18 protein-coding genes are annotated in these 15,874 nt (G+C 70.7%); 9 read left to right on the top strand and 9 right to left on the bottom strand.

Translation table 11 applies throughout. The features are described 5' to 3' along the window. Positions 1-45: 45 nt before the first annotated feature. The 5 genes from AC3ETA_RS14550 to AC3ETA_RS14530 all read right to left on the bottom strand — a co-directional run bounded on the left by AC3ETA_RS14550 (position 46) and on the right by AC3ETA_RS14530 (position 4,828). A complete protein-coding gene (locus AC3ETA_RS14550) occupies positions 46-1,494 on the bottom strand; it encodes a sensor histidine kinase (protein WP_432193301.1) in 1,449 nt (482 codons plus the stop codon). Beyond that, positions 1,495-2,217 carry a response regulator transcription factor gene (locus tag AC3ETA_RS14545; RefSeq protein ID WP_432193300.1) on the bottom strand — a complete coding sequence of 241 codons (723 nt, stop codon included), beginning with the start codon at positions 2,215-2,217 and terminating at the stop codon, positions 1,495-1,497. 178 nt (positions 2,218-2,395) lie between these two features. Next, on the bottom strand, positions 2,396-2,992 hold the full coding sequence (locus AC3ETA_RS14540) for a CE1759 family FMN reductase (protein ID WP_432193299.1): 597 nt from the start codon (positions 2,990-2,992) through the stop codon (positions 2,396-2,398). Beyond that, the gene (locus tag AC3ETA_RS14535; RefSeq protein WP_432193298.1) at positions 2,989-4,083 is read right to left on the bottom strand and encodes an LLM class flavin-dependent oxidoreductase; all 1,095 of its coding nucleotides are present in this window, start codon (positions 4,081-4,083) and stop codon (positions 2,989-2,991) included. The genes AC3ETA_RS14540 and AC3ETA_RS14535 overlap by 4 nt, the downstream gene beginning before the upstream one ends. A gap of 151 nt (positions 4,084-4,234) precedes the next feature. Then, positions 4,235-4,828, bottom strand: a complete 594-nt coding sequence (locus tag AC3ETA_RS14530; RefSeq protein WP_432193297.1) for a TIGR03086 family metal-binding protein — start codon at positions 4,826-4,828, stop codon at positions 4,235-4,237. Between the two features lie 62 nt (positions 4,829-4,890). Between AC3ETA_RS14530 and AC3ETA_RS14525 the strand changes: the two genes are divergently transcribed. Next, positions 4,891-5,712, top strand: a complete 822-nt coding sequence (locus tag AC3ETA_RS14525) for a DUF6597 domain-containing transcriptional factor (RefSeq protein ID WP_432193296.1) — start codon at positions 4,891-4,893, stop codon at positions 5,710-5,712. A 338-nt stretch (positions 5,713-6,050) separates the two neighbouring features. Here AC3ETA_RS14525 and AC3ETA_RS14520 read toward each other — a convergent pair whose 3' ends face one another. Further along, complete coding sequence (locus AC3ETA_RS14520; RefSeq protein ID WP_432193295.1) at positions 6,051-6,941, bottom strand: NADP-dependent oxidoreductase; 891 nt, start codon at positions 6,939-6,941, stop codon at positions 6,051-6,053. 131 nt (positions 6,942-7,072) lie between these two features. On the opposite strand from AC3ETA_RS14520, the gene AC3ETA_RS14515 reads away from it, so the two are divergent. Further along, complete coding sequence (locus AC3ETA_RS14515) at positions 7,073-7,480, top strand: winged helix-turn-helix transcriptional regulator (protein ID WP_432193294.1); 408 nt, start codon at positions 7,073-7,075, stop codon at positions 7,478-7,480. A gap of 79 nt (positions 7,481-7,559) precedes the next feature. On the opposite strand, the gene AC3ETA_RS14510 is transcribed toward AC3ETA_RS14515, so the two are convergent. Next, positions 7,560-8,069, bottom strand: a complete 510-nt coding sequence (locus AC3ETA_RS14510) for a hypothetical protein (RefSeq protein WP_432193293.1) — start codon at positions 8,067-8,069, stop codon at positions 7,560-7,562. 138 nt (positions 8,070-8,207) lie between these two features. Between AC3ETA_RS14510 and AC3ETA_RS14505 the strand changes: the two genes are divergently transcribed. Beyond that, a complete protein-coding gene (locus AC3ETA_RS14505; RefSeq protein WP_093746886.1) occupies positions 8,208-8,543 on the top strand; it encodes a YnfA family protein in 336 nt (111 codons plus the stop codon). 24 nt (positions 8,544-8,567) lie between these two features. On the opposite strand, the gene AC3ETA_RS14500 is transcribed toward AC3ETA_RS14505, so the two are convergent. Beyond that, complete coding sequence (locus tag AC3ETA_RS14500; RefSeq protein ID WP_432193292.1) at positions 8,568-9,002, bottom strand: ester cyclase; 435 nt, start codon at positions 9,000-9,002, stop codon at positions 8,568-8,570. A 111-nt stretch (positions 9,003-9,113) separates the two neighbouring features. Here AC3ETA_RS14500 and AC3ETA_RS14495 point away from each other — a divergent pair, with 111 nt between their 5' ends. From AC3ETA_RS14495 to AC3ETA_RS14485, 3 genes are all read left to right on the top strand, one after another. Then, positions 9,114-9,893, top strand: coding sequence for an SDR family NAD(P)-dependent oxidoreductase (locus AC3ETA_RS14495; protein ID WP_432193291.1), 780 nt, complete (start codon positions 9,114-9,116; stop codon positions 9,891-9,893). Further along, positions 9,890-10,018, top strand: coding sequence for a hypothetical protein (locus tag AC3ETA_RS14490; protein WP_432193290.1), 129 nt, complete (start codon positions 9,890-9,892; stop codon positions 10,016-10,018). Before AC3ETA_RS14495 ends, AC3ETA_RS14490 begins: the two co-directional genes overlap by 4 nt. Before the next feature lie 160 nt (positions 10,019-10,178). Beyond that, the gene (locus AC3ETA_RS14485; protein ID WP_432193289.1) at positions 10,179-11,012 is read left to right on the top strand and encodes an LAGLIDADG family homing endonuclease; all 834 of its coding nucleotides are present in this window, start codon (positions 10,179-10,181) and stop codon (positions 11,010-11,012) included. 47 nt (positions 11,013-11,059) lie between these two features. On the opposite strand, the gene AC3ETA_RS14480 is transcribed toward AC3ETA_RS14485, so the two are convergent. Next, positions 11,060-12,253, bottom strand: coding sequence for an RtcB family protein (locus AC3ETA_RS14480; RefSeq protein WP_432193423.1), 1,194 nt, complete (start codon positions 12,251-12,253; stop codon positions 11,060-11,062). Between the two features lie 216 nt (positions 12,254-12,469). Here AC3ETA_RS14480 and AC3ETA_RS14475 point away from each other — a divergent pair, with 216 nt between their 5' ends. The 3 genes from AC3ETA_RS14475 to AC3ETA_RS14465 all read left to right on the top strand — a co-directional run bounded on the left by AC3ETA_RS14475 (position 12,470) and on the right by AC3ETA_RS14465 (position 15,846). Then, positions 12,470-13,345 carry a DUF3558 domain-containing protein gene (locus tag AC3ETA_RS14475; RefSeq protein ID WP_432193288.1) on the top strand — a complete coding sequence of 292 codons (876 nt, stop codon included), beginning with the start codon at positions 12,470-12,472 and terminating at the stop codon, positions 13,343-13,345. 121 nt (positions 13,346-13,466) lie between these two features. Then, entirely contained in the window at positions 13,467-14,315 is an 849-nt protein-coding gene (locus AC3ETA_RS14470; protein ID WP_432193287.1) for a DUF3558 family protein, read from the top strand. A 214-nt stretch (positions 14,316-14,529) separates the two neighbouring features. Then, the gene (locus AC3ETA_RS14465) at positions 14,530-15,846 is read left to right on the top strand and encodes a DUF2637 domain-containing protein (RefSeq protein ID WP_432193286.1); all 1,317 of its coding nucleotides are present in this window, start codon (positions 14,530-14,532) and stop codon (positions 15,844-15,846) included. Positions 15,847-15,874: the final 28 nt, after the last annotated feature.

Below are 15,874 nucleotides of genomic sequence, written 5' to 3'. Positions count from 1 at the left end.
TGGCCCATGACGGGGAGATCCGAGAGAGCGCGGACCCTCGCCGGGTCAGCCGGAGCCGCCGACCGTGAAGCCGATCGCCGTCCCGCCGCCCTCCCGGCGGAACGCGAACGGCGCCCCGCCGTGCGCCAGCGCCACCTCCCGCACGATCGACAGACCCAGCCCCGACCCGGGCAGGGAGCGGGCGGCGGCGGCGCGGTAGAAGCGGTCGAAGACCCTGATCAGGTCGTCCTCGGCGATGCCGGGTCCCCGGTCCAGGACCTCGACGCGGACCGTGCCGGGCCGTGCGGGTCCGGCGACGCTGATCTCGATGGGCGCGGTGCCGTCGCGGTCGAACTTCGCCGCGTTCTCCACGAGGTTGGTCACCGCACGCTGGAGCATCGCGGGCCGGCCCTGCGTGGTCGTGTCGCCGCACGCCCGGACCTGGATCCGCCGTCCCGTACGCCGCCGTGCGAGCCCGGCGACGTCCTCCGCGATGTCGGCGAGGTCCACCCGCTGGGCCGGCTCGGTGTCGGACTGCCCGGCCGCCAGATCGACCAGCTCGTTGACCAGGTCGGTCAGTTCGCGCGCCTCCTGGCCCAGGTCGGCCACCAGCTCGTTACGGGTGTCGGGCGGCAGCTCGTCGATGCGGCGCAGCAGGGAGATGTTGGTGCGCAGCGAGGTGAGCGGGGTGCGCAGCTCGTGGCCCGCGTCCTGCACCAGCCGCCGCTGGTCCTCCTCCGACTGGGCCAGCCGCCCCAGCATGCGGTCGAAGGCCCGGCCGAGGCGGCCGACCTCGTCGTAGCCGGTGACGGGCACCTGGATGCCGAGCTGCCGGGTGCGCGCGACGTCCTCGGCCGCGTCGGTCAGGACGACCAGCCGGCGGGTGATGCGCCGGGCCAGCCACCAGCCGAAGAGCCCCGCGAGGACCACCACGGCCGCCATCAGCAGCAGCGTCCGCTGCTGGAGCGCCCGCAGCAGGTCCTCGGTGTCGCTGAACTCCTGGGCGATCTGCACCGCGCCCCGGCCGCCGCCGAGCGCCACGGTCGCCACGCGGTAGACGTCGCTGCCGACGTCGACGTCCTTGTGCTGGACCATGCGCCCGGCCGTCCCGTCGGCCGCGATCCGCCGGTCGGAGGCCGTCACCGGCAGCCCCGGGCGCCCCGGGTCGACGACGGCGCCGTCCGGGCCCAGCACCTGCACATCGGTACGGGCGGGCCGTACGAGATCGTGGCCGGGCGCGGAGGAGGAGAAGTCGTCCGGCAGCATCGGCCGCTGGGTCACCTCCCCGCGCAGGTCCTGCACGACCTCGTCGAACACGGACTCCTGGTCCACCCGCACCAGCCGGGCGGCGGCGGTGTACGACAGCAGGCCGACCAGGACGGTGACGACGGCGGTGACGGCCGCGAAGGACACGGCGAAGGTGGAGCGCAGCGAGACGAGCCCGGTACGCCGGCGTCCGGTCAGCAGCCGTGCGGCGACGAGCCGGGCGAGCCGCCGGCGGGCGGGGCCGCCCACTCAGTCCTCCCGCAGCACGTAACCCACCCCGCGGACCGTGTGGATCAGCTGCGGGGCGCCCGGCTCGTCGAGTTTGCGGCGCAGGTAGCCGACGTAGACGGCGAGGTTCTTGGAGCCGGGGCCGAAGTCGTAGCCCCAGATGCGGTCGTAGATGGTGGCGTGGTCGAGGACGATGCCGGCGTTGCGCACGAGCAGCTCCAGCAGCTCGAACTCGGTCCGCGTCAGCTCCAGCTCCCGCCCGCCCCGCCAGGCCCGGCGCGCCTGCGGGTCCATCCGCAGCCCGGCCGCCTCGATCAGCCGGCCGACGGGCTCGGGGGCCGGCTTCGGGGGTGCGTCGACAGGGGCTCCGTTGGCCTCGCTGGTGCGGCGCAGCAGGGCGCGCAGCCGGGCGAAGACCTCCTCCACGTCGAAGGGCTTGACCACATAGTCGTCGGCGCCCGCGTCCAGGCCGGCGATGCGGTCCTGGGTCTCCACGAGCGCCGTCAGCATCAGGATCGGGGTGCGGTCGCCCTCGGCGCGCAGCACCCGGCAGACCTGGAGCCCGTCTATGCCGGGCATCATCACGTCCAGCACGAGCACGTCCGGCGGCGTGCGGTGGGCCTGCGCCAGCGCCTCCACGCCGTCGGCGACCGCGGTGACCTGGTAGCCCTCCAGGGTCAGCGCGCGCTCCAGGGCGTGGCGGATGGCGCGGTCGTCTTCGGCGAGGAGAACAGTCTGGGACACCCGTTCAGTCTGCCAAGGCCTGTGGCGGTTCGGCCGTTTCGGGTGCGCCGCGGTTGCCCTTCTTACTGGGATCTCACCGTCACAGGGCCGCCTCCGGGGGCTCCGCCCCCGGACCCCCGTTGCGGCCTGGACGGCCTCGTCCTCAAACGCCGGACGGACTGGGACATGCCTCCCGGCCTCAGCCTCCGGCCGGGCCCGACTGGGCCGCCAGCTGTTCGGCGAACGGCACCACCTCGGGCTCCGCCCTTCTCCGGGCGGGCCGTCCGGACGTCAGCCCGACCAGCTCCCCCGCCGCCCGCTCGACGCGCCCGTCCAGGCCCTGCGCGCCCCAGTCCTCCGAGGCGGCGTACACGCCGGTCGGGACGACCACGGCCCGCAGGTGGGCGAAGAGGGGGCGCAGCGCGTGCTCCAGGACCAGGGAGTGCCGTGCCGTGCCGCCGGTCGCGGCGATCAGCACCGGCAGACCCGCCAGCGCGTCCTTCTCGATCACGTCGAAGAACGACTTGAACAGCCCGCTGTACGACGCCGAGAACACCGGCGTGACGACGATCAGTCCGTCGGCCGAGGTCACCGCGTCGATCGCGGCGGCCAGCTGCCGGCCGGGGAAACCGCCTGTGAAGTTGTGCGCGATCTCCACGGCGAGGTCGCGCAGCTCGACGACCTCGACCTCCACCGGCTCCGCGGCGGTCCGTACGGCCGCCGCCGCCAGCCGGTCGCCCAGCAGCCGGGTGGAGGACGGGACGCTCAGCCCCGCGGACACGACTACGAGCCTCATGCGACGGTCACCTCTTCCGACTCCTTCCTGGCCAGCAGGGAAGCGTGGGTCGGCGCCTCCGGGACGTCGGCCGGGCGCCCGGCGGCGAACTCCTTGCGCAGCACCGGCACGACCTCCTCGCCGAGCAGATCGAGCTGCTCCAGGACGGTCTTGAGCGGCAGCCCGGCGTGGTCCATCAGGAACAGCTGGCGCTGGTAGTCACCGGCGTAGTCGCGGAAGGCGAGCGTCTTCTCGATCACCTGCTGCGGGGAGCCGACCGTCAGCGGGGTCTGGTCCATGAAGTCCTCCAGCGACGGGCCGTGCCCGTAGACCGGGGCGACGTCGAAGTAGGGCCGGAACTCGCGGATCGCGTCCTGGGAGTTCTTCCGCATGAACACCTGGCCGCCAAGCCCGACGATCGCCTGCTCGGGCGTGCCGTGGCCGTAGTGGGCGTACCGGGACCGGTACAGCTCGACCATCCGCTTGGTGTGGTCGGCCGGCCAGAAGATGTTGTTGTGGAAGAAGCCGTCGCCGTAGTACGCGGCCTGCTCGGCGATCTCCGGGGAGCGGATGGAGCCGTGCCAGACGAACGGCGCGACGCCGTCCAGCGGGCGGGGCGTGGAGGTGAAGCCCTGCAGCGGCGAGCGCAACTTCCCCTCCCAGTTCACCACGTCCTCGCGCCACAGCCGGTGCAGCAGGGCGTAGTTCTCGATGGCGAGGTTGATGCCCTGGCGGATGTCCTGCCCGAACCAGGGGTAGACCGGGCCGGTGTTGCCGCGGCCCATCATCAGGTCCGTCCGGCCGTCGGCCAGGTGCTGGAGCATCGCGAAGTCCTCGGCGATCTTCACCGGGTCGTTCGTGGTGATGAGCGTGGTGGAGGTGGACAGCACCAGCCGCTCCGTGCGCGCCGCGATGTAGCCGAGCATCGTCGTCGGCGACGACGGCACGAACGGCGGATTGTGGTGCTCACCGGTCGCGAAGACGTCGAGTCCGACCTCCTCGGCCTTCAGCGCGATGGCGACCATGGCCTTGATGCGATCGCGCTCGGTCGGCGTACGGCCCGTGGTGGGGTCCGGCGTCACGTCGCCGACGCTGAAGATCCCGAACTGCATGGTCGCTCACCCTCCAGGTTGTTGACGGTTCAACTATACCCGGAGAACGGAGACCCGGCGAGGACTATTCCCGGCCCGCCGGGACGAATGGCAACCGAACAGAGCACTGCCGACCTGTCCGGACGCCCGCCGACCCGCCGACCCGCCGCGACTAACGCCAGTGCGGGTCCCGGCCGGTCCGGGCGAGCAGGCGCTCGAAGGGAGACGCGCCCGCCGGCTCCGGCGCCGGCTCCCCGAAGACGCCCATCTTCCGGGCCGTCGGCGCCAGCGTGTCCACCGCGCCGGTGAGCTCCACCACGACCGGCTCGTCGGCGCCGGGGTGGTCCTGGCCGGTCGCCCGGGCCAGGTCCCACACGTGCACGGTCAGATCGAGCAGCGCCATCGAGCCGACCAGCCGGGCGGGCATGTCCATCCCACCGGTCCTCCCCTCCTCGGCGCCGGGCGCGGACCAGGCCGCCACCAGCCGGTCCGCCTCCCGCACGAGCCCCTCGCGCCACTCGGCGTCCCCGGCGACCCGGTCCGGGGTGCTGTCGCCGAACTCCGACGCCTCCTTCGCGGCCAGCCGCTGGAACTGCACGATCACCTGGTACAGGTGATTGACCAGGGCCTTCACGTCGTACTCGGCGCAGGGCGTGGGCGCGGTGAGCGCCTCGTCGGGGATGCCCCGCACCACCACGACCGCCCGCTCGCGCGCCATAACCAGCAGCTCGCCGATGCCGTACGTCTTCACACCATTCGTGTCCATGGCTCGACGGTAGGGACTCCGGCGGCTGCCCTTCTTGAAGAAACGCGACGTACGATCCGGCCATGGAGGCACCCCGCCACGACACCCGCGGGATCGTCGACCCGTCCGGGCTGCTGCGGCGCGTGCGGTTCCGCCGCCACGAGCCCGCCGAGCCGCTGCGCCGGTACGTCGAGTGGTACTGGCTCATCGACTGGGACCTGCCCGAGCCCTACGCCTCCCACCTCGTCCCGCACCCGGCCGTCAACCTCACCTTCCAGTGGGACAAGGACGAAGGTCCCCCGTATGCCGAGCTCACCGGCGTCGCGCTCGGCATGTACACCCGGAAGCTGACCGGGCGGGGCCGGGTCTGCGGGGTGAAGTTCCGGCCCGGCGGATTCCGCCCGTACGCCCCCGGGGCCCCGGTGTCCCGCTGGACGGGCCGCGCACTGCCCGCCGGCGAGGTGTTCCCGGGGGTCTCGGCCGAGACCACCCGCACGATCGTCACCGGGGCCGACGACCACGCCCGGGTGGCCGCCCTGGACGCCTTCCTCCTCGCACTCCCCCGCACCCCCGACCCCCAGGCCGATCTCGCGATCGGCCTCGTCCGCCACATCCGCGCCGACCGCACCGTCCTGCGCGTCGGCGACTTCGCCCAGGCGCAGGGCCTGTCGGTCCGGGCGCTGCAACGGCTCTTCTCGACCTACGTCGGCGTCAGCCCCAAGTGGTGCATCCTGCGCTACCGCATCCACGAGGCCCTGGAACTCGCCGGCACCCGCACGGACGTCGACTGGGCCACCCTCGCAGCCGACCTCGGCTACGCCGACCAGGCCCACCTGGTCAGGGACTTCACCACGACGGTGGGGGTACCACCGACGGCGTACGCACAGGGCACAGACCCCCGATAGCCCCGCCGGGCCTGTTCGACGACACCGCCGAGCAGCAACGCCCCAAGGGGCGCGGGGAACTGCGCGACCGGCCACAACACCGCCGCACCCGACCCACGACACCTCCCGGCACCCCCCCAAGGGGCGCGGGGAACTGCGCAACCAGCCACAACACCGCCGCACCCGAACAACCACACACCGCGGCACCCCCTCAAAGGGCGCGGGGAACTGCGCAACCAGCCACAACACCGCCGCACCCGAACAACCACGCACCGCGGCACCCCCTCAAGGGGCGCGGGGAACTGCGCGACCGGCCACAACGCCGCCGCACCCGACCCACGACACCTCCCGGCACCCGGTCACGGCACCAGCACCAACCGCCCCCGAATCCCACCCTCCGCCAGCCGCGCGTGCGCCTTCGCCGCGTCGTCCAGGGCGTAGGTCTCCGCCACCCGCAGGGTCAGCACGCCCTCGTCCACCAGCCGGACCAGTCCGGCGAGCTGCGCACCGTCGGCGCTCACCTCGACCGCGCCCGTCCGCACCCCACGCACCGGCCCCGGCTCGGCATGCGGGATGACGCCGATGTAGGCACCCCCGTCCCGCACCCACTCCAGCGCGGGCTCGCCCAGGACGGCCGCGTCCAGCACCGCGTCGAAACTCCCCACCCCGGCCCCGCCCGCCGAGAAACCGGCGGCACCCAGCGACCGCACGAACTCTTCGTCGGCCTCCCGCGCCAGCGCGGTGACCTCGATCCCGCGCCGCGCGGCGAGCTCCACGGCGTAGGAACCGACCGCCCCCGCCGCACCCGTGACCAGGAGCGACTGCCCGGACGTCAGCTCAAGGCGATCCAGCGCCTGCAGGGCGGTCAGCGCGTTCAGCGGCAGCGAGGCCGCGTGCACGGCGTCCGCGGTCGCCGGCGCCGAGGCCACGGCGTCCGAGTCCACGACGACATACTCGGCATGGGTGCCGAGCGGCTTGACCATGCCGTAGTGCAGGGCCACCACCTCGTCACCCACGCTCCAGGGGCCGGCGCCGCCGACCGCGTCCACCGTCCCGGCGACGTCCCAGCCGAGCCCGGTCCGCCCCTGAAGACCTCCGAAGACCCCGGCCCGCACACCCGCGTCCACGGGGTTCAGCGCGGCCGCCGCGACCTTGATCCGTATCTGCCGCTCGCCGGGCTCCGGTACGCCCGTCTCCACGACCTCCACGACCTCGGGCCCACCGACCGAATCCACCACTACAGCACGCACAGCGACTCTCCTGTTGTCCGTCAGCGTGTGGACGGGACGTTCTCCCGACCACCTGCGAACAACCCTAGGAAGAGTTACTATCTCTGGGTAAGTAGTTACCTGAGAGTGCGTACGTACCCCAGAGGTGAGCCATGGCGACCACGACGGCGGCCCAGCGACGCGAACAGGCCCGGATCGAGTACGACGCGTTCCTCAAGAGCTGCCCGACCAACCAGCTCCTGGACCGCATCAGCGACAAGTGGGTCAGCCTCGTCGTCTCCGCCCTCGCCCCCGGCCCCCTGCGCTACAGCGACCTCGGCCGCAAGATCGCCGGCGTCAGTCCCAAGATGCTGACCCAGACCCTGCGCTCCCTCGAACGCGACGGCCTCCTCACCCGCACCGTCACCCCGTCCGTCCCGGTCCGCGTCGACTACGAACTGACCCCGCTCGGCCAGAACCTGGCCCTGCTGCTGCTGGCGGTGAAGAACTGGGCGGAGACCCACTTCGACGAGGTGCACCGCTCCCGCGAGCGCTACGACGCCGAGACCCCCGAGGGCTGACGCCGGAGCCGGAGGAGCGCCCGTACAGGGGGCGCGGGCCGAGGTCGGAAGCAACACCTGCCAGAAGGAGCAACACCTCTCAGAAGTAGTACGTGTCCCCCGTGTCCAGCACCAGCACGCGCTGCCGCTGCGCCGCCCGGCTCTCGTCGACCGTCCCGTCGGCGCCCACCGGGTCGAACTCCACCAGCACCTCCGACGGCGCCCCGCGCAGCCGTACCCGCAGGCCGATCCGCTCACCCGAGTCGTGCGCACCCAACGGCCCGACCCGGCACCGCACCGCCCGATCCCCCTCCGGCACGCACCCCACGGGCAGCGCCTGCCCCTCCTCCAACGGCTGCGACCAGCGGATCCGCACCACGGAGCCCGGCACCGCACCCGGCCCGTGATTGTGCGGCGTGAACCGTACGTCGACCCGGTCCCCGACCATGTCGGCGGAGCCGTGATAGGCGAGCCCGGACTCGGCACCGCGCACCGCCCCGACCCCGCGCACCGCCTCGGCACCGCGCACCGCCCCGGCGGCCGGAGTCACCCCGCCGATCGCCGTCACCACGACCGCGCCGCACACCGCAGCAACCCGCATCCGCCGCATACCGCCACTCCTCACTCCACGTGGTCGTAACTCCACGTGGTCGTAGCGATGTATCCCCCGCCCGGCGCCCGGCAGGCGCCGTCCAACAGGTGACACACGGCCGAGGGTCCCCGGCGACGGCATGCGAAGCTCGTCGCCATGCTGATCCTCCGCTCCGTCGCCCTGTTCGTCGTCGCCGCGCTCTTCGAGATCGGCGGCGCGTGGCTGGTCTGGCAGGGCGTGCGCGAACACCGCGGCTGGCTGTGGATCGGCGCCGGCGTCATGGCCCTCGGCGCCTACGGCTTCATCGCCACACTCCAGCCCGACGCGAACTTCGGCCGGATCCTCGCCGCGTACGGAGGCGTCTTCGTCGCCGGTTCGCTGGCCTGGGGGATGGTCGCCGACGGCTACCGCCCGGACCGCTGGGACGTCACGGGCGCACTGATCTGCCTCGCGGGCATGGCGGTGATCATGTACGCGCCGCGAGGGAACTGACCGGCGCCTCCCGCCGGTCCCGGCTCAGGACGGCTCGTCGGGCAGCAGCCCCAACTGCCCCAGGAACTCCATCTCGTCGAAGTAGAGCCGGTAGTCGACGATCCGCCCGGCGTCGTCGACCGTGGCGAAGTCCACCCCGCGGATCCTGATCTCCTTCTGCGTCGGGGGCAGCGTCTCCCCCGTCGGCAACTGGATCGGCCCGGTGTTCCTGCCGGTGAAGACGCCCTCGTCGATGGCCGTGTTGCCGACCTCGTAGGCGTGCACCGACTCGTACGAGCCGTCCGGCACCGCCTCGGTCATCTGCCGCCAGTACGCGGCGATGTCGTCGCGCCCGTGCAGCTCCCCGCCGTCCGGAGTGACCGCGACCGCGTCCTGCGCGTAGAGACCGGCGATGGCGTCGGAGTTCCCGGTGGTGATCGCCGTGGTGAGCCGGTCCATGACCTCACGTGCCTGTCCCATGATCCACCTCCTGCCCGAGGGATCACCCGTCTCATTGTCCCACCGCACCGCGCGCCTATCCTGGCCGGACAGGCCCGGCCCCGGCCGCATCGACCCGCACGAGGAGCAGCCATGCCCACCGCCGCACCGCCCGCCGCCTCCCGCATCGCCGTCGTCACCGGTGCGAGCAGCGGAATCGGAGCCGCCACGGCACGGCAGCTCGCCGCGGCCGGCTACCGCGTGGTCCTCACCGCCCGCCGCAAGGACCGCATCGAGGCGCTGGCCGAGGAGATCAACGCGGCCGGGCACGCCGCGACCGCGTACCAGCTCGACGTGACCGACCGCGCGGCGGTGGACGAGTTCGCGACGGCCTTCAAGACCATCGGCGTCCTCGTCAACAACGCCGGCGGCGCGCTCGGCGCCGACCCGGTCGCGACCGGCGACCCCGCCGACTGGCGCACGATGTACGAGACGAACGTCATCGGCACCCTGAACCTCACCCAGGCCCTGCTGCCCAAGCTGGAGGCGAGCGGCGACGGCACGGTGGTCGTCCTGTCCTCCACGGCCGGCCACGGCACCTACGAGGGCGGCGGTGGCTACGTCGCCGCCAAGCACGGCGCCCACGTCCTCGCCGAGACCCTCCGCCTGGAGATCGTCGGCCGCCCGGTCCGCGTCATCGAGGTCGCCCCCGGCATGGTCAGGACCGACGAGTTCGCGCTGACCCGCTTCGGCGGCGACGAGACCAGGGCGGCGAAGGTCTACGAGGGTGTGGCCGAGCCCCTCACCGCCGACGACGTCGCCGACACCATCACCTGGGCGGTCACCCGCCCCAGCCACGTCAACATCGACCTCCTCGTCGTCCGCCCCCGCGCCCAGGCGTCCAACACGAAGGTGCACAGGGAGCTGTCATGACACAGGACGATCGCAAGGACCCCCACAACGAACGCCAGATGTGGTGGTGGCTCGGCTACTTCCTCTTCGGCATCCACATCGTGGCCTTCGTGATGATCTACGCGGTGACCCACGCCCCCAAGTAACCCGGAGCGGCGAGTTAACTCACAAGGGCGATCCTCACCGATCACCCGACCGCAGTCCGAACAGTCGACCTAGGCTCGCGCCACAACATCAAAACGACGGCCCCCGGCCGGGCGGCATCCCGCCCGAGGGCCTGACCAGCAAGGAAGGAATCACTTCCTCATGGCTGACTGCGAGCCTAGCGTCCACCAATTCATGGACCTGACGGTCCCCGAGTACGCGTACATGTTCGGCTTTCTACAGGCGGACGAGCACCTACAGAGGGGCGTCGGGCAAAAGGGCAAGTTATCCGTCGAGATCAACGCCCGCGACGTCGAACTCCTGCGAAAGTTTCAGAAGCTCACGCCGTACTACACCAGCATCACCGAGCGCACTCGGTCAACGAACTTCGCCAGGGCTCACAACTCGGCGGCCTGGACCCTGTGTTCCCTGGAGGCCAGGACCAGGCTCAACGAACTGGGCCTCCCCTACGGCCGCAAGTCGAGAACGATCACCCCGCCCAACGGCGAGTTCTCACGTCACGACTACCTACGCGGGGTCATCGACGCGGACGGCTCGGTCGGCTACACCAGCAGAGGCTTCCCCTTCGTCTCCCTGACGACGGCCAGCACCGCTATCGCGGAGTACTTGTCCTGCTACGCCAAGGAAGTGACGGGAGCCCAGCGGACCACCAAGCGCAATTCGCGGGACGGCATCTACAACGTTCTCTACACCATGGAGGCCGCTCAGGATCTGGCACTCGACCTCTACTATCCCGGCTGCCTTTCCTTGCAGCGCAAGTACGCCGCTGCCGATGCCCTCGCTGACTGGACACGCCCCGCGACGATGAGGGCTGCCTACACGGCACGCCGCTGGAGCGAATTCGAAGACCGGATCTTGCTAAGGCACAACAGCCCGACTTCGGCCGCCGAAGCACTCGGTAGAACCGTCCAGAGCTGCAGCCTTCGCCTTTGGCGTCTCCGCAGCGGCCAAGTACCCATGCCCGGCAACCAGTGAAAAAGCGCCTGAGGCCCCCGATAGCGACCGGGGGCCTCAGGCGTCCGTCAGCCCTTCACACACACGACCTGCTTCAGCTTCGCCACGACCTGCACCAGATCGCGCTGCTGATCGATGACCTGCTCGATCGGCTTGTAGGCGCCCGGGATCTCGTCCACGACACCGGAGTCCTTACGGCACTCCACGCCACGGGTCTGCTCCGCCAGATCCTTTGTCGAGAACCGCCGCTTGGCCGCATTGCGGCTCATGCGCCGACCCGCGCCGTGCGACGCCGAGTTGAAGGACCGCTCGTTACCGAGACCCTTCACGATGTACGAGCCCGTTCCCATCGAACCCGGAATGATCCCGTACTCGCCGGAGCCGGCCCGGATCGCGCCCTTACGAGTCACGAGCAGATCCATGCCCTCGTACCGCTCCTCGGCCACATAATTGTGGTGACACGAAATCTCCGGCTCGAAGGTCGGCTTCCCCTTCTTGAACTCCTTGCGGATGACGTCCTTGAGGAGAGCCATCATGATCGTGCGGTTGTACTTGGCGTACTCCTGCGCCCAGAACAAGTCGTTTCGGTACGCCTGCATCTGCGGTGTGTCCGCCACGAAGACCGCGAGATCACGATCGACCAGGCCCTGGTTGTGCGGGAGCTTCTGGGCCACACCGATGTGATGCTCGGCCAGTTCCTTGCCGATGTTCCTTGATCCGGAGTGCAACATGAGCCAGACCGAATCGTCTGAATCTACGCAGACTTCGACAAAGTGATTGCCCTGGCCAAGGGTTCCCATTTGCGTAGCCGCCCGCTCCTTGCGGAAGTGGACCGCGTCAGCGACCCGGTCGAACCTCTCCCAGAAGTCGTCCCAACCTCCGGTGGCCAACCCATGGAAGCGCCCCGGCTCCACAGGACTGTCGTGCATCCCCCGCCCCACCGGAATCGCCTGCTCGATCTTCGACCGCAGCCGGGACAGGTCGCCCGGCAGGTCGTTCGCCGTCAGGGACGTCTTCACCGCCGACATCCCGCAGCCGATGTCCACGCCGACCGCCGCGGGGCACACGGCCCCGCGCATCGCGATGACGGACCCGACCGTCGCGCCCTTTCCGTAATGCACGTCCGGCATCACGGCGAGGCCCTTGATCCACGGCAGGGTCGCGACGTTCTGGAGCTGCTGGAGTGCGGAGCCCTCGATCGTCGCCGGGTCGGCCCACATACGGATGGGAACCTTCGCGCCCGGCACCTCCACGTACGACATATCGTCCTCAATCCCCCGGAAACAAAACACAAGTCTGAAAACGCAAAACCGGCGCCAGGGTCGATGAAAAGGGACAACGGACCGGCGTCCACGGTGGTGCGTGCGATACACATTGTCTCCAGTGGGCGCCCCCGCGCGGCAAGCGAATAACCAGCGGGGACACTGAGAGACCGGCAGCGGACCGACCACACAGCCACCGTCGAGAGGAGCCTGACCGTGCAGCGGAAGGCCTACGTATCCGGCGTCGCAGCCCTCCTCGCGGCACTGCTGGCCGGCTGCACCGGCAGCTCCGACAGCGGCGGCGCGACCGACGACTCCAACCCGGGCGACACCGGCACGGCGACCGCGACGGCCGAACCCGGCCGCTACCGCACGCTCCCGGAGCCGTGTGGCGTGGTCGGCGAGGACACCCTCGACTCGCTCCTGCCGGGCATCCAGGAGCTCACGAACGCCGACCAGCAGGAGAAGGCGTACGAGGGCACGCCGACGCTCACCTACGACACCGACCGCAAGATCGGCTGTCGTTGGAAGGTGGATTCGGCCGACGCCACCGACCACCTCTTCGTCGGCTTCGAGCGCGTCGTGTCGTACGACACCGCGGTCAGCGACGACAGCGAGGCCGAGCAGCTCTTCGCGACCAAGCAGGAGGCGGCGGACCTGCCCGAGCCGGCGAGTTCGGACAGTGACACCGCGGGCGGCGAGGGCACCGCGAGCACCGATCCGTCGGCCGACGCCGGCGGCAGCCCGAGCGGCTCGCCCTCCTCCTCGGCGGCCAACTCCGCGTCACCGTCGGTTTCATCCAGCGCCTCCCCCTCCTCGTCCGCGTCCACCGACGACGCGGCCGCCGCCGAACTCCAGCCCCGGGTACTGGAGGACCTCGGTGACGAGGCGTTCCTCGACGACCGGCTCGCCGGTTCCGGTTCGACGGCTCGGCAGCGCACGGTGACTGTGGCGTTCCGCACGTCCAACGTGATCGTGACCATCGAGTACGAGGAGCAGCCGGCGGCCGTGGGCGTGGTCCCGGACAGCGAGGAAATGCAGGACAGGGCCCAGAAACTGGCCGCCCGGCTGGCGGACGCGCTGTCGGACTAGCGCCCGTTCTTCACTCCTCCACCCCCTTGTGCGACGTAACCGAAACGAGACCGCACAGCTTCTTCACCGCGTACCGTGGCCCCTCGGACCCGATCCGACCGCAGGAACCACAGTGGCAGTCATGAGTGAAGGAACCATGCAGCGAGCAGTGAAGCGAGACGAGCATGACCGGCGTGACCAGCGCGAGCAGCGGGCGAGGGGCCTGCGCCGAGCCGTTGTCTGCGCGGCCGCAGTCCCCGTGATGCTGATCGCCGCGGGCTGCTCCTCGGACTCCGGTTCGGGTGACAAGGCCGCCGACGACAGCGGCACGAAGTCTTCGGCGTCGTCGTCCGCGAGCCCGTCGCCGACGGTGCAGGCGGCCGTGTACAAGTCGATCCCGGACGCGTGCAAGGTGCTGGGGAAGAAGACGCTCGAGGATCTGGTTCCCGAGGCCAAGTCCGGCAAGAAGGGCTCGTCGGACGATGCGTCGACGCGCGGCTCCTGCTCCTGGAGCAGCCTGGACAACAACGGTGTGAAGGGCTCGCAGTTCCGGTGGCTCAATGTGTCCCTGCTGCGCTTCGAGTCCGATGTGACGCGCGGCTCGGGCGAGGATCTGGCGCAGGGGTACTACGAGACGCAGGTGCAGGACGCGAAGTCGGTGTCCGGTGCGAAGAGCCTGAAGTCGGAGCCGGTCGCCGGGGTGGGGGACCAGGCGACGGCGGTGCGCTACGACCTGAAGAAGAAGGAGGGTTCCTTCAAGCAGCAGACGGTCGTGGCCCGGGTCGAGAACGTCGTGGTGACGCTGGACTACAACGGTGCCGGTCTCGCCGGTGAGAAGACCCCGAGCGCGGACACCCTGAACAAGCTCGCCCAGAAGGCGATCAAGGAGGCCGTGGCCGCGGTGGCCGAGGCCAACGACGGCGGCGGTGCGGGCACGCCGAGCAGCGCCCCCTCGAAGTCGGCTTCGAAGTCTGCGTCCGGCAGCTCGTAGAAGGCGGCGTCCAGCTCCCCGTCCAAGTCAGCGGCGAAGAAGAGCTGACCGTCACACCCGGCATGGCGTTGGGTCACAACGCGCAGCTCAGCGAAGCCCTTTGGGCGGGCCCGGTCCGATAACGGTCCGGGCTCGTGCCGTACCGGGAGAACGTTCGCCGTACGGATGTGCCACTCTGTTGCGCGCAACAACACGCAAGGGGAGGGGAGTACGAGTGGCCGGGCCACCGCAGCTGACTCGGATGCACCGCGTTCTCATCGGCGTGGTCGTGTTCGGCGCCGTGATCATCGCCGGCATCGGCTTCGCCGGTTCGTACGCAGCCGTCCGCGAGCTGGCCATCCAGAAGGGCTTCGGGAACTTCAGTTATGTGTTCCCGATCGGCATCGACGCGGGCATCTGTGTCCTGCTCGCCCTTGACCTCCTGCTGACCTGGATCCGGATACCGTTCCCGCTGCTGCGGCAGACCGCCTGGCTGCTGACGGCCGCGACGATCGCGTTCAACGGGGCGGCGGCGTGGCCGGATCCGCTGGGCGTGGGCATGCACGCGGTGATCCCGATCCTGTTCGTGGTGGCCGTGGAGGCCGCCCGGCATGCGATCGGCCGTATAGCGGACATCACGGCCGACAAGCACATGGAGGGTGTCCGCCTCACGCGCTGGCTGCTCTCGCCGTTGCCGACGTTCCTGCTGTGGCGCCGTATGAAGCTGTGGGAGCTGCGCTCCTACGAGCAGGTCATCAAGCTGGAGCAGGAGCGCCTGGTGTATCAGGCCCGGCTGCGTTCGCGCTTCGGCCGGGCGTGGCGCCGCAAGGCGCCGGTGGAGTCGCTGATGCCGCTGCGTCTGGCGCGTTACGGCGTTCCGCTCGCGGACACGGCTCCGGCGGGCCTGGCCGCGGCGGGCATCGAGCCGGCGGTGCTGCCGCCGGCTCGGCAGCAGGTCCTGGGCGTGGCGCCCGCGGCCGAGGTGGCCGCGTCGGCGCCCGCGCCGGCCGCCGCTGCTCCGGCACCGGTCCCGCAGCAGCGGTCGGCGCCCTCGGGCGAGCAGCGTCCCGAGCTGGCGGGGCCGCCGGTGCCGGGTCGGCAGGAGTATGTGCAGGACTGGTTCAACACGCCTCGCCAGGTCGAGTACCAGGGCGGCTACGACGCTTCGTACGACCCGCAGGAGCACTACGAGGAGTGGTACCAGGAGCAGGTCCAGGCGGAGCAGTACCAGGACCAGTACGTGGAGGAGCCCCCGGTCCAGGAGCCCTCTCCGGAGGACACCGGTACCTTTCCGATCCCGGTGACGCCCAACCGCACCCGTCAGCTGGGCGAGGGCGGCGGCACCCCGGCGCCGGCGCCGGGCGAGGAGGACTACTACCTGGTGTTCCGTGAGTCGATCAAGGGCGGGAACGGCGCGCCGACTCCGCGCGGGTTCATCGCCGACGTCGAGGCGACGTACGGCGTCACGCTGGAGGAGGCGGAGTCCAAGCGGATGGTGAACCGCTTCTCCAACCGTCTGAACGCGGAGCTGACGGACGAGCACATCGCCTGACACGGACGGCGCCCGAGGCGCATGGGAA

The organism is Streptomyces sp. bgisy027, assembly GCF_057710365.1.
This window is presented reverse-complemented; position numbering and strand designations above follow the sequence as displayed.

Excerpts from the sequence above, each read along its gene's own strand:
- AC3ETA_RS14540 (WP_432193299.1), bottom strand. The coding sequence starts at position 2,992 with ATGAGGCTCGTAGTCGTGTCCGCGGGGCTGAGCGTCCCGTCCTCCACC.
- AC3ETA_RS14535 (WP_432193298.1), bottom strand. The coding sequence starts at position 4,083 with ATGCAGTTCGGGATCTTCAGCGTCGGCGACGTGACGCCGGACCCCACC.
- AC3ETA_RS14530 (WP_432193297.1), bottom strand. The coding sequence starts at position 4,828 with ATGGACACGAATGGTGTGAAGACGTACGGCATCGGCGAGCTGCTGGTT.
- AC3ETA_RS14525 (WP_432193296.1), top strand. The coding sequence starts at position 4,891 with ATGGAGGCACCCCGCCACGACACCCGCGGGATCGTCGACCCGTCCGGG.
- AC3ETA_RS14515 (WP_432193294.1), top strand. The coding sequence starts at position 7,073 with ATGGCGACCACGACGGCGGCCCAGCGACGCGAACAGGCCCGGATCGAG.
- AC3ETA_RS14510 (WP_432193293.1), bottom strand. The coding sequence starts at position 8,069 with ATGCGGCGGATGCGGGTTGCTGCGGTGTGCGGCGCGGTCGTGGTGACG.
- AC3ETA_RS14505 (WP_093746886.1), top strand. The coding sequence starts at position 8,208 with ATGCTGATCCTCCGCTCCGTCGCCCTGTTCGTCGTCGCCGCGCTCTTC.
- AC3ETA_RS14500 (WP_432193292.1), bottom strand. The coding sequence starts at position 9,002 with ATGGGACAGGCACGTGAGGTCATGGACCGGCTCACCACGGCGATCACC.
- AC3ETA_RS14495 (WP_432193291.1), top strand. The coding sequence starts at position 9,114 with ATGCCCACCGCCGCACCGCCCGCCGCCTCCCGCATCGCCGTCGTCACC.
- AC3ETA_RS14490 (WP_432193290.1), top strand. The coding sequence starts at position 9,890 with ATGACACAGGACGATCGCAAGGACCCCCACAACGAACGCCAGATGTGG.
- AC3ETA_RS14485 (WP_432193289.1), top strand. The coding sequence starts at position 10,179 with ATGGCTGACTGCGAGCCTAGCGTCCACCAATTCATGGACCTGACGGTC.
- AC3ETA_RS14480 (WP_432193423.1), bottom strand. The coding sequence starts at position 12,253 with ATGTCGTACGTGGAGGTGCCGGGCGCGAAGGTTCCCATCCGTATGTGG.
- AC3ETA_RS14470 (WP_432193287.1), top strand. The coding sequence starts at position 13,467 with ATGAGTGAAGGAACCATGCAGCGAGCAGTGAAGCGAGACGAGCATGAC.